Annotated in this window: 15 protein-coding genes; 13 read left to right on the forward strand and 2 right to left on the reverse strand. The window is 67.6% G+C overall.

Features of this window, described 5'->3' with window-relative positions:
* Window positions 1-47: 47 nt before the first annotated feature.
* Window positions 48-758, reverse strand: a complete 711-nt coding sequence (locus QTH86_RS21215; protein WP_286648131.1) for a FadR/GntR family transcriptional regulator — start codon at window positions 756-758, stop codon at window positions 48-50.
* A 137-nt stretch (window positions 759-895) separates the two neighbouring features.
* Here QTH86_RS21215 and QTH86_RS21220 point away from each other — a divergent pair, with 137 nt between their 5' ends.
* From QTH86_RS21220 to QTH86_RS21265, 10 genes are all read left to right on the forward strand, one after another.
* The gene (locus QTH86_RS21220; protein ID WP_286648132.1) at window positions 896-1,630 is read left to right on the forward strand and encodes an SDR family oxidoreductase; all 735 of its coding nucleotides are present in this window, start codon (window positions 896-898) and stop codon (window positions 1,628-1,630) included.
* Window positions 1,627-2,382, forward strand: coding sequence for an SDR family NAD(P)-dependent oxidoreductase (locus tag QTH86_RS21225; protein ID WP_286648133.1), 756 nt, complete (start codon window positions 1,627-1,629; stop codon window positions 2,380-2,382). Before QTH86_RS21220 ends, QTH86_RS21225 begins: the two co-directional genes overlap by 4 nt.
* Before the next feature lie 46 nt (window positions 2,383-2,428).
* Complete coding sequence (locus QTH86_RS21230) at window positions 2,429-3,277, forward strand: fumarylacetoacetate hydrolase family protein (RefSeq protein ID WP_286648134.1); 849 nt, start codon at window positions 2,429-2,431, stop codon at window positions 3,275-3,277.
* Window positions 3,278-3,458: 181 nt separating this feature from the next.
* Window positions 3,459-4,130 carry a TetR/AcrR family transcriptional regulator gene (locus QTH86_RS21235; RefSeq protein WP_286648135.1) on the forward strand — a complete coding sequence of 224 codons (672 nt, stop codon included), beginning with the start codon at window positions 3,459-3,461 and terminating at the stop codon, window positions 4,128-4,130.
* Window positions 4,131-4,179: 49 nt separating this feature from the next.
* Window positions 4,180-5,976: an acyl-CoA dehydrogenase C-terminal domain-containing protein gene (locus QTH86_RS21240; RefSeq protein WP_286648136.1), complete on the forward strand. Its 1,797-nt coding sequence runs from the start codon at window positions 4,180-4,182 to the stop codon at window positions 5,974-5,976.
* Between the two features lie 37 nt (window positions 5,977-6,013).
* The gene (locus QTH86_RS21245) at window positions 6,014-6,448 is read left to right on the forward strand and encodes a DUF2147 domain-containing protein (RefSeq protein ID WP_286648137.1); all 435 of its coding nucleotides are present in this window, start codon (window positions 6,014-6,016) and stop codon (window positions 6,446-6,448) included.
* A gap of 19 nt (window positions 6,449-6,467) precedes the next feature.
* Complete coding sequence (locus QTH86_RS21250) at window positions 6,468-8,867, forward strand: 3-hydroxyacyl-CoA dehydrogenase/enoyl-CoA hydratase family protein (protein WP_286648138.1); 2,400 nt, start codon at window positions 6,468-6,470, stop codon at window positions 8,865-8,867.
* Between the two features lie 14 nt (window positions 8,868-8,881).
* The gene (locus QTH86_RS21255; protein WP_286648139.1) at window positions 8,882-10,081 is read left to right on the forward strand and encodes an acetyl-CoA C-acyltransferase; all 1,200 of its coding nucleotides are present in this window, start codon (window positions 8,882-8,884) and stop codon (window positions 10,079-10,081) included.
* Window positions 10,082-10,117: 36 nt separating this feature from the next.
* Window positions 10,118-10,951: an acyl-CoA thioesterase gene (locus QTH86_RS21260; protein ID WP_286648140.1), complete on the forward strand. Its 834-nt coding sequence runs from the start codon at window positions 10,118-10,120 to the stop codon at window positions 10,949-10,951.
* 2 nt (window positions 10,952-10,953) lie between these two features.
* Complete coding sequence (locus tag QTH86_RS21265) at window positions 10,954-11,733, forward strand: enoyl-CoA hydratase (RefSeq protein ID WP_286648141.1); 780 nt, start codon at window positions 10,954-10,956, stop codon at window positions 11,731-11,733.
* 19 nt (window positions 11,734-11,752) lie between these two features.
* Here the strand turns inward: QTH86_RS21265 and QTH86_RS21270 are convergent, their stop codons facing one another.
* Complete coding sequence (locus tag QTH86_RS21270; RefSeq protein WP_286648142.1) at window positions 11,753-12,178, reverse strand: acyl-CoA thioesterase; 426 nt, start codon at window positions 12,176-12,178, stop codon at window positions 11,753-11,755.
* 39 nt (window positions 12,179-12,217) lie between these two features.
* On the opposite strand from QTH86_RS21270, the gene QTH86_RS21275 reads away from it, so the two are divergent.
* From QTH86_RS21275 to QTH86_RS21285, 3 genes are read left to right on the forward strand one after another with little or no spacing between them, the layout of a single operon-like run.
* Window positions 12,218-14,053, forward strand: coding sequence for an ABCB family ABC transporter ATP-binding protein/permease (locus QTH86_RS21275; RefSeq protein ID WP_286648143.1), 1,836 nt, complete (start codon window positions 12,218-12,220; stop codon window positions 14,051-14,053).
* 35 nt (window positions 14,054-14,088) lie between these two features.
* Entirely contained in the window at window positions 14,089-15,033 is a 945-nt protein-coding gene (locus QTH86_RS21280) for a 2-hydroxyacid dehydrogenase (RefSeq protein ID WP_286648144.1), read from the forward strand.
* A gap of 9 nt (window positions 15,034-15,042) precedes the next feature.
* Complete coding sequence (locus QTH86_RS21285; RefSeq protein WP_286648145.1) at window positions 15,043-16,029, forward strand: LysR substrate-binding domain-containing protein; 987 nt, start codon at window positions 15,043-15,045, stop codon at window positions 16,027-16,029.
* Window positions 16,030-16,217 lie beyond the last annotated feature (188 nt).

A 16,217-nucleotide genomic window follows, 5' to 3' on the forward strand; every position in this document is an offset into this window, starting at 1 on the left:
GTTTGTCTCCGTTGTGGCTGAAGGAAAAAAGAAAAGGTGCTGGCGTGTCAGGCGGTCCTTCTTGCGCGGCGCCAGCTCGCGCTGAATCGTTGGTGGGCCTTGTCCATGTGGTCGTGCATCGCGGCGCGGGCGGCCGTGGCGTCGCGCGCGGCGATCGCGTCGCGCACGGCTTCGTGCTCGACGATGGCCGCGCGCCACGAGGGCACGGTCTCGAAGTGGCCGCCGAGGCGGGAGAAGATCGGGCCCTTGCGGGAATCCCAGAAGCCCTGCACGGTCTCGGCCAGCACCGCGTTGTCGCAGGCCTCGACGATGGCCAGGTGAAAGGCGCGGTCGCCCTCCAGCGGCATGATGTTCTGGTCCGCCAGCTCGCGCATCTGTGCGATGGCCTGTGTCATCGCGTCGACGTGCTTGCGGCGGCCCAGCGTGGCGGCTAGCGCGGCGGTTTCGCCTTCGACGACGCGCCGCGCGCGGATGAGTTCGAGCGGTCCCCATTCGTGGGCCGCGACCGGCGCAGCCTTGCGGTGCGAGCGGTCCTGCACGTACACGCCCGAACCGGTGCGCACCTCGACCCAGCCTTCGACCTCGAGCGCGATCAGCGCCTCGCGCACCGAGGGCCGGCTCACGCCGAACTGGCGCGCGAGGTCGCGCTCGGCCGGCAGGCGCGCACCGGTGTCGAACTCACCCTGCGCGATGAGCGCGCGCAACTGCTCGGCGATCTGCCGGTACAGGCGTTGCGGTTCGATGGATTGCACGGGCACGGGGGAAGAGGGGACTTAAGGGTTGTCCTGAATTGGACAAGTGGTCAGGCCAATTCAGAATACGGGCCACGTTGCGCAGCCACCATCCGGCGAAACCCTCAACGCACGGCGACACCGGCCGACCCACAGGACACCCCATGAGACTTCAAGGAAAGACAGCCCTCATCACCGCGGCCGGGCAGGGCATCGGCCGCGCCACAGCGCTGGCCATGGCCGCCGAAGGCGCGCAGGTGTGGGCCACCGACGTCAATGCCGCGCTGCTCGACACCTATGCCGGCACACCCAACATCCAGACCGCGGTGCTCGACGTGCTCGACAAGCAGGCGATCCACGACCTGGTTGCCCGCATGCCGGCCGTGAACGTGCTGTTCAACTGCGCCGGCGTCGTGCACAACGGGCCGATCCTGAGCGCGACCGACGACGACCTCGACTTCGCCTTCCGCCTGAACGTGCGGGCGCAGTTCTGGGCCATCCAGGCCGTGCTGCCGCGCATGCTGGCATCGGGCGGCGGCAGCATCATCAACATGGCGAGCGTGTGCTCGAGCATCAAGGGCCTGCCCAACCGCAATGTCTACGGCACCACCAAGGCGGCCGTGCTGGGGCTGACCAAGAGCGTGGCGGCCGACTACGTGACGCAGGGTGTGCGCTGCAACGCCGTGTGTCCGGGCACGGTCGACACACCGTCGCTCGGCGAGCGCATCAACGCCAACCCGGACCCCGTCGAGGCGCGCAAGGCCTTCATCGCGCGCCAGCCCATGGGCCGGCTCGCACAGGCGCACGAGATCGCGCCGGTCGTCGTCTTCCTGGCCAGCGACGAATCGATCTTCGCCACCGGCCAGGCCTTCTCGGTCGATGGCGGGATCACGATATGAACCAGCTCGACTTCAACGGCCGACATGCGGTGATCACCGGCGGCGCGACCGGGCTCGGCTACGCCATCGCCCAGCGCCTGCTGGCGTCGGGCGGCAGCGTCACGCTGTGGGACCGCGACCTCGCCGCGGCCGAAGCGGCGGCGGGCCGCCTTGGCGCGGCCGCGACGGCGGTCGGTGTCGACGTGAGCGATGCCGCGGCCGTGGCGCAGGCAGTGCAGGCCACGCTGTCGCAGCGCGGCGCCGACGTGGGTATCGATGCATTGGTCAATTGCGCCGGCATCACCGGGCCGAACACCAAGCTGGCCGACTACCCGGTCGACGCGTGGCAGCAGGTCATGGCCGTCAACGTCAACGGCGTTTTCCACTGCTGCCGCGAATGGACGCCGCACCTGGCGACGCGGCCGTGGGCGCGCATCGTCAACATCGCGTCGGTGGCCGGCAAGGAAGGCAACCCCAATGCCAGCGCCTACAGCGCCAGCAAGGCGGCGGTCATCGCGCTGACCAAGTCGCTTGGCAAGGAGCTCGCCACCGGCCCCGTGCGCGTGAACTGCGTGACGCCGGCCGCGGTGAAGACCGCGATCTTCGACCAGATGACGCCCGAGCACATCGCCTTCATGCTGTCGAAGATCCCGATGGGGCGCTTCGGCACACCCGAGGAGATCGCGGCGATGGTCGCCTGGCTCTGCACCGAAGACTGCGCCTTCTCGACCGGCGCGGTGTTCGACCTCTCCGGCGGCCGGGCGACCTACTGACGCCCGACCCGCGAGAATCCCCCGTTCAATCGAAAGGAAGCTACCCATGAAACTTGTGCGCTACGGCAACCCCGGCAAGGAAAAGCCCGGCCTCATCGACGACAACGGCCAGCTGCGCGACCTGAGCGCGGTGGTCAAGGACCTGGGCCCCGATCAACTCGGCGATGCCGCACTGGCCAAGCTGCGCAAGATCAAGACCGACAAGCTGCCGCTGGTGCGCGGCAAGCCGCGTTTCGGCAGCCCGGTCGCCAACGTCGGCAAGTTCATCGCCATCGGCCTGAACTACGCGGACCATGCGGCCGAGTCGGGCCTGCCGGTGCCGAAGGAACCGGTGGTGTTCATGAAGGCGACCAGTTGCATTCAAGGCCCGAATGACCCCGTCATGCTGCCCAAGAACTCGGTCAAGTCCGACTGGGAAGTCGAGCTCGGCGTGGTCATCGGCACGCGCGCGCGCTACGTGTCGCAGAAAGAGGCGCTGGACTATGTGGCGGGCTACTGCGTCATCAACGACGTGAGCGAGCGCGAATACCAGATCGAGCGCGGCGGCACCTGGGACAAGGGCAAGGGTTGCGACACCTTCGGCCCGCTCGGCCCCTGGCTGGTGACGCGCGACGAGGTGCCACAACCGCAGAAGCTTGCGATGTGGCTGGATCTCAACGGCAAGCGGGTGCAGACCGGCAATACGAAGACCATGATCTTCTCGGTGGCCAAGCTGGTGAGCTACGTCAGCCAGTTCATGACGCTGATGCCCGGCGATGTGATCACCACCGGCACGCCACCCGGCGTCGGCCTGGGCATGAAGCCCCCGATGTTCCTGAAGAAGGGCGACGTGATGACCCTGGGCATCGAAGGCCTCGGCGAACAGCGCCAGGACGTGGTCGCGTTCAAGCGCTGACCCTCCACGCACGAACATCCCGCAAGGGGCACGGTGCCAAGGCGCCGTGCCCCTTTTGTCTGGCGCGTACGTTCGTCGCCCGTCCCGCTATTCCTTCGTCGCGCACGGGACTTTTCGCTTGCCACCGCACCTCGAATTCCTGCAAAATAGCACGACCGTTCGTTTTTAACGAGGCCCCTCCATGACTTCAGCTGTTTCGACCAAGCCTGCGCGCGCGCCCCAGAAGGGCCAGCAGACCAAGGCCGTGATCATCGATGCCGCCCTCAGCCTTGCCGCGCAGATCGGCCTCGAGGGCCTGTCGATCGGCGCCATCGCCGAGGTCACGCAGATGAGCAAGTCGGGCGTTTTCGCGCATTTCGGCTCGCGCGAGGAACTGCAGCTGTCGGTGGTGCGCGAATACCACCAGCGCTTCGAGCAGGAGGTGTTCTATCCGGCGCTGACGGCGCCTCGCGGCCTGCCGCGCCTGCGCGCCATGTTCGCCAACTGGATGAAGCGAACCTCCACCGAAATCGACTCGGGTTGCATCTACATCAGCGGCGCCGTCGAGTTCGACGACCGCGCCGGCCCGGTGCGCGACGCGCTGGCCGAGTCCGTGAACATCTGGCTCGCAGCGATGACGCGCGCCGTGGTCATGTCCATGAAGGAAGGCCACCTGCGCGCGGACGCCGACGAGAAGCAGATCGCCTTCGAGATCCACGCGCTCATCCTGGCGCTGCATTACGAGGCCCGCTTTCTGCGGCTGCCGGGCTCGATGGAGCGTGCGCACCACGGCTTCGAGAACATCCTGGCGCGCCATGGCGCGACGCCGCCCGCGGCCGCTCCGGCGCCGCGTCGCCTCAAGCCGGTCCGCTGACCGGCGCCTCTTTCTCTCTTCCTTCTTCTTTCCTTTCCCGGAGTCACCGATGCCGCTCTACACCCCGCCGCTGCGCGACATGCAGTTCGTCCTGCACGAAGTCCTTCGCGTCACCGACGAATTCAAGGCCATGCCAGCCCACGCCGAGACCGACGTCGACACCGTCAATGCCGTGATCGAGGAGGCCGGCAAGTTCGCGTCCGAGGTCACCTTCCCGCTGAACATCGGCGGCGATGAAGAAGGCTGTGTGCTCGACAAGGCAACGCACGAGGTCAAGACGCCGACCGGCTTCAAGGATGCCTACGCGAAGTTCGTCGAGGGCGGATGGGCCGCACTGTCGTGCAAGCCGGAGTTCGGCGGCCAGGGCCTGCCCTTCGTGCTGAACCAGTGCCTCTACGAGATGCTCAACAGCGCCAACCAGGCGTGGACGATGTACCCCGGCCTCTCGCATGGGGCCTACGAGGCGCTGGTGGCGCACGGCACGGAAGAGCAGAAGAAAACCTACCTGCCCAAGCTCGTGACAGGCGAGTGGACCGGCACCATGTGCCTGACCGAAGCGCATTGCGGCACCGACCTCGGCCTGCTGCGCACCAGGGCCGAACCGCAGGCGGACGGCAGCTACCGGCTCACCGGCAACAAGATCTTCATCTCGGCCGGCGAGCACGACATGGCCGCCAACATCGTCCACCTGGTGCTGGCCCGCCTGCCGGACGCACCGAAGGGCAGCAAGGGCATCAGCCTGTTCGCGGTGCCCAAGTACATCGTGAAGGCCGACGGATCGCTGGGCGAGCGCAACCCGATCTACTGCGGCGGCCTGGAGCACAAGATGGGCATCCACGGCAACGCCACGGCGCAGATCGTCATGGACGGCGCGGTGGGCAGCCTGGTGGGCGAGCCCAACAAGGGCCTGGCCGCGATGTTCGTGATGATGAATGCCGCGCGCCTGGGCGTGGGCAACCAGTCGCTGGGCCTGACCGAGGTGGCGTACCAGAATGCGCTGGCCTACGCCAAGGACCGCGTGCAGATGCGTTCGCTGTCGGGCGTGAAGGCCAAGGACAAGGAAGCCGACCCGATCATCGTGCACCCCGACGTGCGCAAGATGCTGCTCACGGCCAAGGCCTATGCCGAAGGCGGCCGGGCGCTGCAGATCTTCTGCACGCTGCTGCTCGACAAGGAGCACCACCACCCCGACGAGAAGGTGCGCAAGGACAGCGGCGAACTCGTCGCGCTGCTCACGCCCATCGTGAAGGCCTTCATCACCGACAACGGCCACATTGCGACCAACGCCTGCATGCAGGTCTTCGGCGGCCACGGCTTCATCAAGGAATGGGGCATGGAGCAGTTCGTGCGGGACAACCGCATCAACATGATCTACGAAGGCACCAACACCATCCAGTCGCTCGACCTGCTGGGCCGCAAGGTGCTGGGCAACAACGGCGCCACGCTCAAGAAGTTCGGCAAGCTGGTCGGCGCGCTGGTCGCCGAGGAAGGCGTGAACGAGAAGATGAGCGAGTTCATCACGCCCATCGCGGTGCTGGGCGAGCAACTCACCAAGTTCACGATGGAGATCGGCTTCAAGGGTTCGCAGAACCCCGACGAAGTGGGCGCGGCCGCGGTCGACTACCTGCGCGTGGCGGGCCACCTGGTGTTCGGCTACCTGTTCGCCCGCATGGCGCAGGTGGCGCTGCGCGAGATCGCCGCTGGCAACACGGACCCCTTCTACGTCGCCAAGCTGCAGACCGCGCGCTTCTACTTCGCCAAGCTGTTCCCCGAGACCGCGACGCTGATGCGCACCGCGCGCGCCGGCAGCAAGGCGCTCATGGACACCGACGCGGCGCTGGCCTGACGCGCGTCGACGCGATACCTACAAGAACGGAGACACCATGAAAGCCTTTGTCGCAAGCATCGTCCTGATCGTTGGCGCCACCTCGGCGCTGGCGCAGATGAGCCCGGTGGGCCTCTGGCGCACCATCGACGACAAGACCGGCGAGGCCAAGGGCGAGATCCGCATCACGGAATCGGGCGGCGCGCTGGCCGGCCGCCTCGAGCGTTCGCTCAAGAAGGACACCAAGCCGGACGCCACCTGCGACGAATGCACCGACGACCGCAAGGGCAAGCCGATCACGGGCCTGGAGATCGTCCGCGGCGGTGCCAAGGCCGAAGGCAAGGACGTCTGGGAAGGCGGAAAGATCCTCGACCCCGAGAACGGCAAGGAATACCGCGCCAGTTTCACGCCCATCGACGGCGGCCAGAAGCTGCAGGTGCGTGGCTACCTGGGCCCCTTCTGGCGCACCCAGATCTGGAATCGTGTCCAGTAACCCATTTCGAGAACAACCCATGTCCCGATTCAATGTGAAGAAAGTCGCCGTGCTCGGCGCCGGCGTGATGGGCGCGCAGATCGCTGCGCACCTGGTCAACGTGCGCGTGCCCGTCGTGCTGTTCGACCTGGCAGCGAAGGAGGGTCCGAAGAACGGCATCGTCCTGCGCGCCATCGACAACCTCAAGAAGCAGAAGCCCGCGCCGCTGGGCGACGTGGCCGACGCCGCGCTGATCGAGGTCGCGAACTACGAGGACGATCTCGCCAAGCTCGGCGACTGCGACCTGGTGATCGAGGCCATCGCCGAGCGCATGGACTGGAAGCTCGACCTCTACAAGAAGATCGCGCCGCACGTGTCGAAGAACGCCATCCTGGCGTCGAACACTTCCGGCCTGTCGATCACGAAGCTCAGCGAAGCACTGCCCGAGGAGCTCAAGCCGCGCTTCTGCGGCATCCACTTCTTCAACCCGCCACGCTACATGTTCCTGGTCGAGCTGATCGACACGCCGACCACGCAGCCGCAGGTGCTCGACCAGCTCGAGGCCTTCGTCACCAGTACGCTCGGCAAGGGCGTGGTGCGTGCGCACGACACGCCCAACTTCATCGCCAACCGCGTCGGCATCGCCGGCATGCTGGCGACGCTGAAGGAGGTCGAGAAGTTCGGCCTGACGTCGGACATCGTCGACGACCTCACGGGCAAGAAATTGGGCCGTGCGAGCTCGGGCACCTTCCGCACGGCCGACGTGGTGGGCCTCGACACGATGGCGCACGTCGTGAAGACCCTGCAGGACAACCTGAACGCAGAGACCGATCCGTTCTACGGCAATTTCGCGACGCCGCCGGTGCTCGCCAAACTGCTGGAGCTCGGCCACCTCGGGCAGAAGACCAAGGCAGGCTTCTATAAGAAGGTCGGCCGCGACATCCTGCGCTTCGACCTCAAGAGCGGCGACTACGTGGCCGGCGGCGAGAAGGCCGACGAGGTGTACGGCCGCATGCTCAAGCGCCCGGCGGCCGAGCGGCTGAAGCTGCTGCGCGAGAGCGAGGGCCCGCAAGGCCAGTTCCTCTGGGCCATCCTGCGCGACGGCTTTCACTACGCGGCGGTGCACCTGGCGACCATCGCCGAGAGCGCGCGCGACATCGATTTCGCCATGCGCTGGGGCTTCGGCATGCAGCAGGGCCCGTTCGAACTGTGGCAAGAGGCCGGCTGGGCGCAGGTCGCCAAGTGGGTGCAGGAAGACATCGATGCGGGCAAGGCGCTCAGCAGCGCGCCGCTGCCGGCATGGGTGTTCGAAGGGCCGGTGGCCGAACTGGGCGGCGTGCACACACCGGGCGGGTCCTGGAGTGCCTCGCTCGGCAAGTTCGTCCCGCAAAGAAAGCTCCCGGTGCATGCGCGCCAGCTCTTTCCCGAAAGCGTGCTGGGTGCGAACGCGCCCGATCCGACGCAAGCGGGCACCACGATCAGCGACGAAGGCGACGTGCGCGTCTGGACGCTCGACGGCGAGGTGCTGATTGCCAGCATCCACTCGAAGATGAACGCGATCAGCCCCGACGTGGCCGAGTCGCTGGCGGCTGCCGTCGAGCTTGCCGAGGCCGAGTACCAGGGTCTGGTGATCTGGTCGCCGGACGACAAGTTCTCCGTCGGCGCCGACCTGCAGGCGATGCTGCCGGCCTTCGTGGTCGCCGGCATCGGTGCGGTCGAAGGCGCGGAGGAAGAGCTCCAGAAGCTGATGCTCAGGATGCGCTACGCCAGCGTGCCGGTGGTCTCGGCCATCCGCGGGCTGGCGCTCGGCGGGGGCTGCGAGCTGGCCGTGTATTCGGCCAAGCGTGTCGCCGCGATGGAAAGCTACATCGGCCTGGTCGAGGTTGGCGTGGGCCTGGTGCCGGGCGCCGGTGGCCTGACCTACATCGCGCGCCGTGCGGCCGAGAATGCCGCGGCCTCGACTGGCACCGACCTGCTGCCCTTCCTCACCGAGGGCTTCACCGCCGCGGCGATGGCCAAGGTCGGCACCGGCGCGCTCGACTCGAAGAAGCTGGGCTACCTGCTGGAAGGCGACGTGATCGTGCCGAACAAGGACGAGCTGCTCTACGTCGCGCTGCAGCAGGCCAAGGCGATGGCCGACGCCGGCTACCGCGCCCCGCTGCGCCGCAGCTTCCGCGTCGCGGGCCGGAGCGGCGCCGCGACCATCAAGGGCCAGCTGGTCAACATGCGCGATGGCGGCTTCATCAGCGCGCACGACTTCCACATCGCCAGCCTGATCGCCGAGGTGGTGACCGGCGGCGACATCGACGCGGGCTCGCTCGTGACCGAGGAGTACCTGATGGCGCTGGAGCGCAAGGCCTTCTGCTCGCTCATCGTGCATCCGAAGACGCAGGAGCGAATCATGGGGATGCTCTCCACCGGCAAGCCGGTCCGGAACTGAAGGAAGAACACATCATGAGCAAGCAAGTTCAAGACGCCTACATCGTCTCCGCCACGCGCACGCCCATCGGCAAGTCGCACCGCGGCTACTTTCGCAATTCCCGCCCGGACGACCTGCTGGCGGCCACGCTGCGCGCGGCGCTGGCGGCCGTGCCCCGTCTCGACCCGAAGGCCATCGAGGACATCATCTGCGGCTGCGCCATTCCCGAAGGCAGCCAGGGCCTGAACATCGCGCGCATCGGCGCGGTGCTGGCGGGGCTGCCCAACAGCATCGGCGGCATCACGGTCAACCGCTTCTGCGCCTCGGGCCTGTCGGCGGTGCAGATGGCCGCCGACCGCATCCGCGTCGGCGAGGCCGACGTGATGATCGCCGCCGGCGTCGAGAGCATGAGCATGGTGCCGATGATGGGCAACTCGCCGTCGCTGTCGCCCTCGATCTTCGAGCGCGAAGGCGACGTCGGCATCGCCTACGGCATGGGCCTCACGGCCGAGAAGGTCGCGCAGCAGTGGAAGGTGAGCCGCGATGCGCAGGACGCCTTCGCGCTGGCCTCGCACCAGAAGGCGCTGGCCGCGCAGAAGGCCGGCGAATTCGCCGACGAGATCACGTCCGTCGAGGTGACCGACCGCACGCCGGACCTCGACACGGGTGAATCGATCGCGAAGACGCGCACCGTGAGCCTCGACGAAGGCGCGCGCCCCGACACCAGCCTCGAAGGCCTGGCCAAGCTGCGCACCGTGTTCGCCGCACGCGGCACCGTCACCGCGGGCAACAGCTCGCAGACCTCCGACGGCGCGGGCGCGCTGATCCTGGCGAGCGAGAAGGCCTGCCGGCAGTACGACCTGACGCCGCTGGCGCGCTTCGTGAGCTTCGCGAGCAAGGGCGTGCCGCCGCACATCATGGGCATCGGCCCGATCGAGGCGATTCCCGCCGCGCTGCGCTACGCCGGCCTGAAGCACGAGGACATCGACTGGTTCGAATTGAACGAGGCGTTCGCTGCGCAGTCCTTGGCCGTCATCAACACGTTGGGGCTCGATCCGAGCAAGGTGAACCCGATGGGTGGGGCCATTGCGCTGGGCCACCCGCTGGGGGCGACCGGCGCTATCCGCTCCGCGACAGTCGTGCATGCCTTGCGGCGCAAGAATCTGAAGTACGGCATGGTCACGATGTGCGTGGGCATGGGGCAGGGCGCAGCCGGGATCTTCGAGCGGGTCTGATCGGTCGCTGCGCCCGCATTTCGAGGAGACGAGGAAATGACGACGCAACACATCTTCGACAAGGCGCTCGCGCTGCACCACAGCGACATCCGCGTGGGCCACTTCACCGGCACGACGAGCCCGGACTACTGGAACATGGTCGGTCCCTTCGGCGGCACGACGGCGGCCGTGGTGCTGCAGTCGGTGCTGCGGCATCCTGACCTGCTCGGCGCGCCGATCGCGCTCACGGTGAACTACGCCGCGGCCATCGAGGCCGGCGCCTTCGACGTGCAGGCCACCGCCGTGCGCACCAACCGGTCGACCCAGCACTGGACGGTGCAGATCACGCAGGCCGGTGCCAGCGGTGCGCCGCAGGTGACGACCACGGCCACCGTGGTGACAGCCGCCCGCCGCGAAACCTGGAGCACCAACGACCTGCCGATGCCGCTGGTGCCCGGCCCCGAGCAGACCGAGCGCATGACCATCGGGCCCAAGGGCGTCGCGTGGATCGGCCAGTACGACATGCGGCCGGTGCGCGGCAGCATTCCCACGCAATGGGACGGCGGCGGCGAGCACAGCGAGACGATGCTCTGGTTGCGCGACGCCGATCCGCGCCCGCTGGACTTCCCGGCGCTGGCCTCAATGAGCGACATGTTCTATCCGCGCGTCTGGTTGCGGCGCGCCAAGCCGGTGCCCGCCGGCACGGTGTCGATCACCACCTACTTCCATGCCGACGCATCGCACCTGGCCGAGGTCGGATGCGGCTATCTTCTCGGGCGTGCCGTGGGGCAGCAGTTCCAGAACGGCTTCTTCGACCAGAGCGCCCAGCTCTGGAGCCAGGCCGGTGCGCTGCTCGCCACGTCCAACCAGATCGTCTATTTCAAGGAATGACCATGAGCGACATCCTCGTCCACACCGAAGCCGGTGTGATGACCCTCACCTTCAACCGCGTCGCCCGCAAGAACTCGATCACCGGCGCGATGTACGACGCGCTCTCGGCGGCGCTCGACCAGGCATCGGAAGACGCCGCCGTGCGCGCCGTGCTGATCCAGGGCGACCCGACCATCTTCAGCGCGGGCAACGACATCGCCGACTTCATGGCGGCGGCGGGCGCACCGGCCGACACGCCGATGAAGGAGTCGCCGGCGATCCGCTTCCTGCGCACCATCGCGGCCTTTCCCAAGCCGGTGATCGCCGCGGTCTGCGGCCCGGCCGTCGGCATCGGCACCACGCTGCTGTTCCACTGCGACCTGGTCTACGCGGGCGACAACGCCGCCTTCTCGATGCCCTTCGTCAACCTCGGCCTGGTGCCCGAAGCCGCGTCGAGCCTGCTGGCGCCGCGGATGTTCGGCTACCACCGCGCGGCAGAGGCGTTGATGCTGGGCGAACCCTTCATGGCCGAGGCGGCGCTCGAGGTCGGCCTGGTCAACCGGGTCGTCCCGCCGACCGAATGCAATGGCATTGCGCAAGGCCAGGCGCGCAAGCTGGCGGCCAAGCCGATGTCGGCGCTGATCGAGACCAAGCGTCTGATGAAGATGGCGCAGCAGCCGGCGGTGCTCGAGCGCATCGACGCCGAGAGCGTGAGTTTCGGTCAGGCGATGCGTTCGCCGGCGGCGAAGGAGGCGTTCAGCGCCTTCATGGAGAAGCGCAAGCCGGACTTCTCGCAGCTGTAAGTGCCTGCGAGCGCAGCCGTCAGGCTTGCGTCGCAATGGCCCGCGGCCGGCCGTTGTCGTCGATGGCGACGTAGGTGAAGGTGGCCTGGGTCACCTTGATGTACTCGCCCTGCGCCTGGAAGCGTTCGGCAAAGACTTCGACCGTCACCGTGACCGAGGTGCGCCCCAGGCGCACCAGCTTCGAATAGAAGGACAGGATGTCGCCGATGCGCACCGGCTGCTTGAAGATGAATTCGTTCACCGCCACGGTCGCCATGCGGCCCCGGGTGTAGCGCGCCGGGATCACCGAGCCGGCCAGGTCGCACTGGGCCATGACCCAGCCGCCGAAGATGTCGCCGTTGGCGTTGCAGTCGGCGGGCATCGGGATGACCTTGAGCACCAGCTCCATGTCGGTGGGCAGGCTCTTGAGGACGGCGGCCGCGTTGGCACTCGGAGAATCGGACATGGGCACAATCGAAGGCAACAACAGCCACGATTGTCTCCCATGCGCCGCAGCGGCGAAGCCCTTTCCTCTCCCCACCACGCGCCCGGCGGCGCCCCCGCGCGCAGCGATCGGTCCGACTGGGCCACCCTGCGCCGGCTCTTTCCCTACCTGTGGGACTACAAGTGGCGGGTGCTGGCCGCGCTGAGCTTCATGATCGGCGCGAAGGTCGCCAACGTGGGTGTGCCGGTGCTGCTGAAGAACCTGGTCGACACCATGACGCCGAAACCGGACATGGCGCAGGCGCTGCTCATCGTCCCCATCGGCCTGTTGCTGGCGTACGGACTGCTGCGCTTCTCGACCTCGCTCTTCAACGAACTGCGGGAACTGGTGTTCGCCAAGGCCACCGAGGGCGCGGCGCGCCGCATCTCGCTGGAGGTGTTCCGCCACCTGCATGCGCTGAGCCTGCGTTTCCACCTGGAACGCCAGACCGGCGGCATGACGCGCGACATCGAGCGCGGCACCCGCGGCGTGCATTCGCTGATCTCGATGTCGCTCTACAGCATCGTGCCGACCATCGTCGAGCTGGTGCTGGTGCTGACCATCCTGGGCGTGAAGTTCGATGCGCTCTTCGTCTGGATCACCGGCGTCGCGCTGGTGCTCTACATCACCTTCACCGTGACCGTGACCGAGTGGCGCACCCAGTTCCGCAAGACCATGAACGAGCTCGATTCGGTGGCACAGAGCCGCGCGGTCGATTCGCTCCTGAACTACGAGACGGTCAAGTACTTCAACAACGAGGAGTTCGAGGCCGGCCGCTACGACGCCAGCCTCGACCGCTACCGCAAGGCCGCCATCAAGAGCCAGCGCACGCTGTCGATGCTCAATACCGGCCAGCAGCTGCTGATCGCGGTGAGCCTGGTGCTGATGCTGTGGCGCGCCACCAGCGGCGTGGTCGAAGGGCGCATGACGCTGGGCGACCTGGTGATGGTCAACGCCTTCATGATCCAGCTCTACATCCCGCTGAATTTCCTGGGCGTGATCTACCGCGAGATCAAGCAGAGCCTGACCGACCTCGACAAGATGTTCGTGCTGATGGAGAAGGAGCGCGAGGTGCGCGATGCGCCCGGCGCGAGGCCGCTGGCCCACGCCGAGGGCGCCGTGCGTTTCGAGGACGTGAGCTTCGCCTACGAGGCCGCACGGCCCATCCTCAAGCACGTGAGCTTCGAGATCCCCGCCGGCAAGACGGTGGCGGTGGTCGGCCCGTCGGGCTCGGGCAAGTCGACGCTGGCGCGCCTCATGTACCGCTTCTACGACGTGCAGGACGGCCACATCACCATCGGCGGCGAAGACATCCGCACCGTGACCCAATCCAGCGTGCGCCAGGCCATCGGCATCGTGCCGCAAGACACGGTGCTGTTCAACGACACCGTCGAATACAACATCGCCTACGGCCGGCCGAATGCCACGCGCGAGGAAGTGGAAGGCGCGGCGAAGGCGGCACGCATCCACGACTTCATTGCCGCCACGCCCAAGGGCTACGCCACCACGGTGGGCGAGCGTGGGCTGAAGCTCTCCGGCGGCGAGAAGCAGCGGGTGGCGATCGCGCGCACGCTGCTGAAGGACCCGCCGATCGTCATCTTCGACGAGGCCACGTCGGCGCTCGACTCGGCCAACGAGCGCGCCATCCAGTCCGAATTGAAGAGCGCGGCACGCAACAAGACCACACTGGTGATCGCCCACCGGCTCTCGACCGTGATCGACGCGCACGAGATCCTCGTGATGGAGAGCGGCGTGATCGTGGAGCGCGGCACGCACGACGCGCTCCTGGCGGCCCAGGGGCGCTACGCCCAGATGTGGGCGCTGCAGGAAGTGCAAGTCACGCCCGCCGCGCTGTAGCGCACCGATTTTTTCAACGTTCTCAGGAAAGACGAATGTCCGACAAGATTCCGCTGCTGGTGATTCACCATCTCTCCAGCGAACACCAGGCCGTGCTGGCCGAGCGCTTCGACATGACCTACGCCCCCGATGACGCCGCGGCCCGTGCGGCGGCGATCGCCAGCCGGGGTTCGACGTTCCGGGCGGTGCTGACGATCGGCGTGCATGGCGTGAGCGCCGCCGAGATGGCGGCGATGCCGGCCCTGGAGCTGATCTGCTGCCTCGGTGCCGGCTACGAGATGGTCGACCTCGCGGCGGCCCGCGCGCGCGGCATCGTGGTGGCCAACGGCCAGGGCACCAACGACGATTGCGTGGCGGACCACGCCTTCGGGCTCCTGATCGCCGCGGTGCGCGGATTCCACCGGCTCGACCGGCTGTGCCGCGAGGGCGTCTGGCGCCTGTCGATTCCGCAACCGCCGAACGTCTCGGGCAAACGGCTGGGCATCCTCGGGATGGGCGCCATCGGCGAGAAGATCGCGCGGCGCGCCGCCGGCTTCGACATGCCCATCGGCTACCACAACCGGCAGCCGAAGGCGGGCTCGCCGCACCGCTACTTCGACAGCGTCGAAGCGCTGGCCACCTGGAGCGATGTGCTGCTGTGTGCCGCGCCGGGCGGCCCCGCGACCCGGCATCTGGTCAGCACCCGCGTGCTCGACGCGCTCGGGCCGCAGGGCTTTCTGGTGAACATCGGGCGCGGGAGCGTGGTCGACACCGAGGCGCTTGCGGCGGCGTTGCGCGAGGGCCGCATCGCCGGTGCAGGGCTCGACGTGTACGAAAGCGAGCCGGCGCGCCCGGAATCGCTGGTGAGCCTGGACAACCTCATCATCACGCCGCACGTCGCGGGCTGGTCGCCGGAGGCGACGCAGGCCTCCTTCGACCGCTTCCTCGCCAATGCGGACGGCCATTTCTCGGGGCGCGGCGTGGTGTCGCCGGTCCCATAATCCGGCCCCATGGAAACCAAGTGGCTCGAAGACTTCGTCAGCCTGGCTGAAACCCGCAGCTTCAGCCGCTCCGCCCAGTTGCGCCACGTCACGCAGCCGGCTTTCTCGCGCCGCATCCAGGCGCTGGAGGGGTGGGCCGGCACCGACCTGGTCGACCGATCGTCGTACCCGACGCGGCTGACGCCGGCGGGCCAGACGCTCTACAGCCAGGCCATCGAGATGCTGCAGGGCCTGCAGAGCACCCGCGCGATGCTGCGCGGCCACTCGGCGGCGGCGCACGACGTGATCGAGTTCGCGGTGCCGCACACGCTGGCCTTCACCTTCTTCCCGGCCTGGGCGACCACGCTGCGCGAACACTTCGGCCCGCTCAAGAGCCGGCTCATCGCGCTCAACGTGCACGACGCCGTGCATCGGCTGGTCGAGGGCAGCTGCGACGTGCTGATCGCCTACCAGCATCCGTCGCAGCCGCTGCAACTGGACACCAACCGCTACGAGATGGTGCTGCTGGGCCACGAGGTGGTGGCGCCGTGGGTCAAGCCCGACGCCGAGGGCGCGCCGCGCTACCGGCTGCCCGGGCGCCCCGGCCAGCCGCTGCCGTACCTGGGCTATGCGCCGGGCGCGTACCTGAGCGGCGTGGTCGACCAGCTGATCAAGGATTCGGGCACGGCGATCCACCTCGACCGCGTCTACGAAACCGACATGTCCGAAAGCCTCAAGGCGATGGCGCTCGAGGGGCACGGCATCGCCTTCCTGCCGCAGAGCGCGGTGCGCAAGGAAGTGAAGGCGCGCAGGCTGGTGAGCGCGCTGCCACCGGAAATCGACAGCCTCGAGGCCACGATGGAGATCCGCGCCTACCGCGAACGCCCCACGGCACCGGCGGCGACGGCGGCCAAGGGCACCGGGCGCGCCGGCAAGGCGAGCGGCGATGCGCTGCAGAGCAAGCGCTCGGTCGACGCGCTCTGGGCCTACCTGGTCGAGACGCAGCCTGTCGCGTGACGTGAGGTGTGAAATAAGTCACGCGCCGCGGTCGGTATGACGCGGTTGCATGAGAACCAACGTATCCGGCATCGGTTGCGAGGTCTTCGGGCACAAAGGCTGCTTAATAGATTCCGAATGACGAAAGCACGACGGCGCGCACCAGTACAAAGCGTCCGTTTCCCGAGAGAGAATCCACGTCGTGGTGC

Origin of the sequence: Variovorax sp. J2L1-78 (assembly GCF_030317205.1) — a bacterium.
Lineage (GTDB): Bacteria > Pseudomonadota > Gammaproteobacteria > Burkholderiales > Burkholderiaceae_C > Variovorax > Variovorax arabinosiphilus.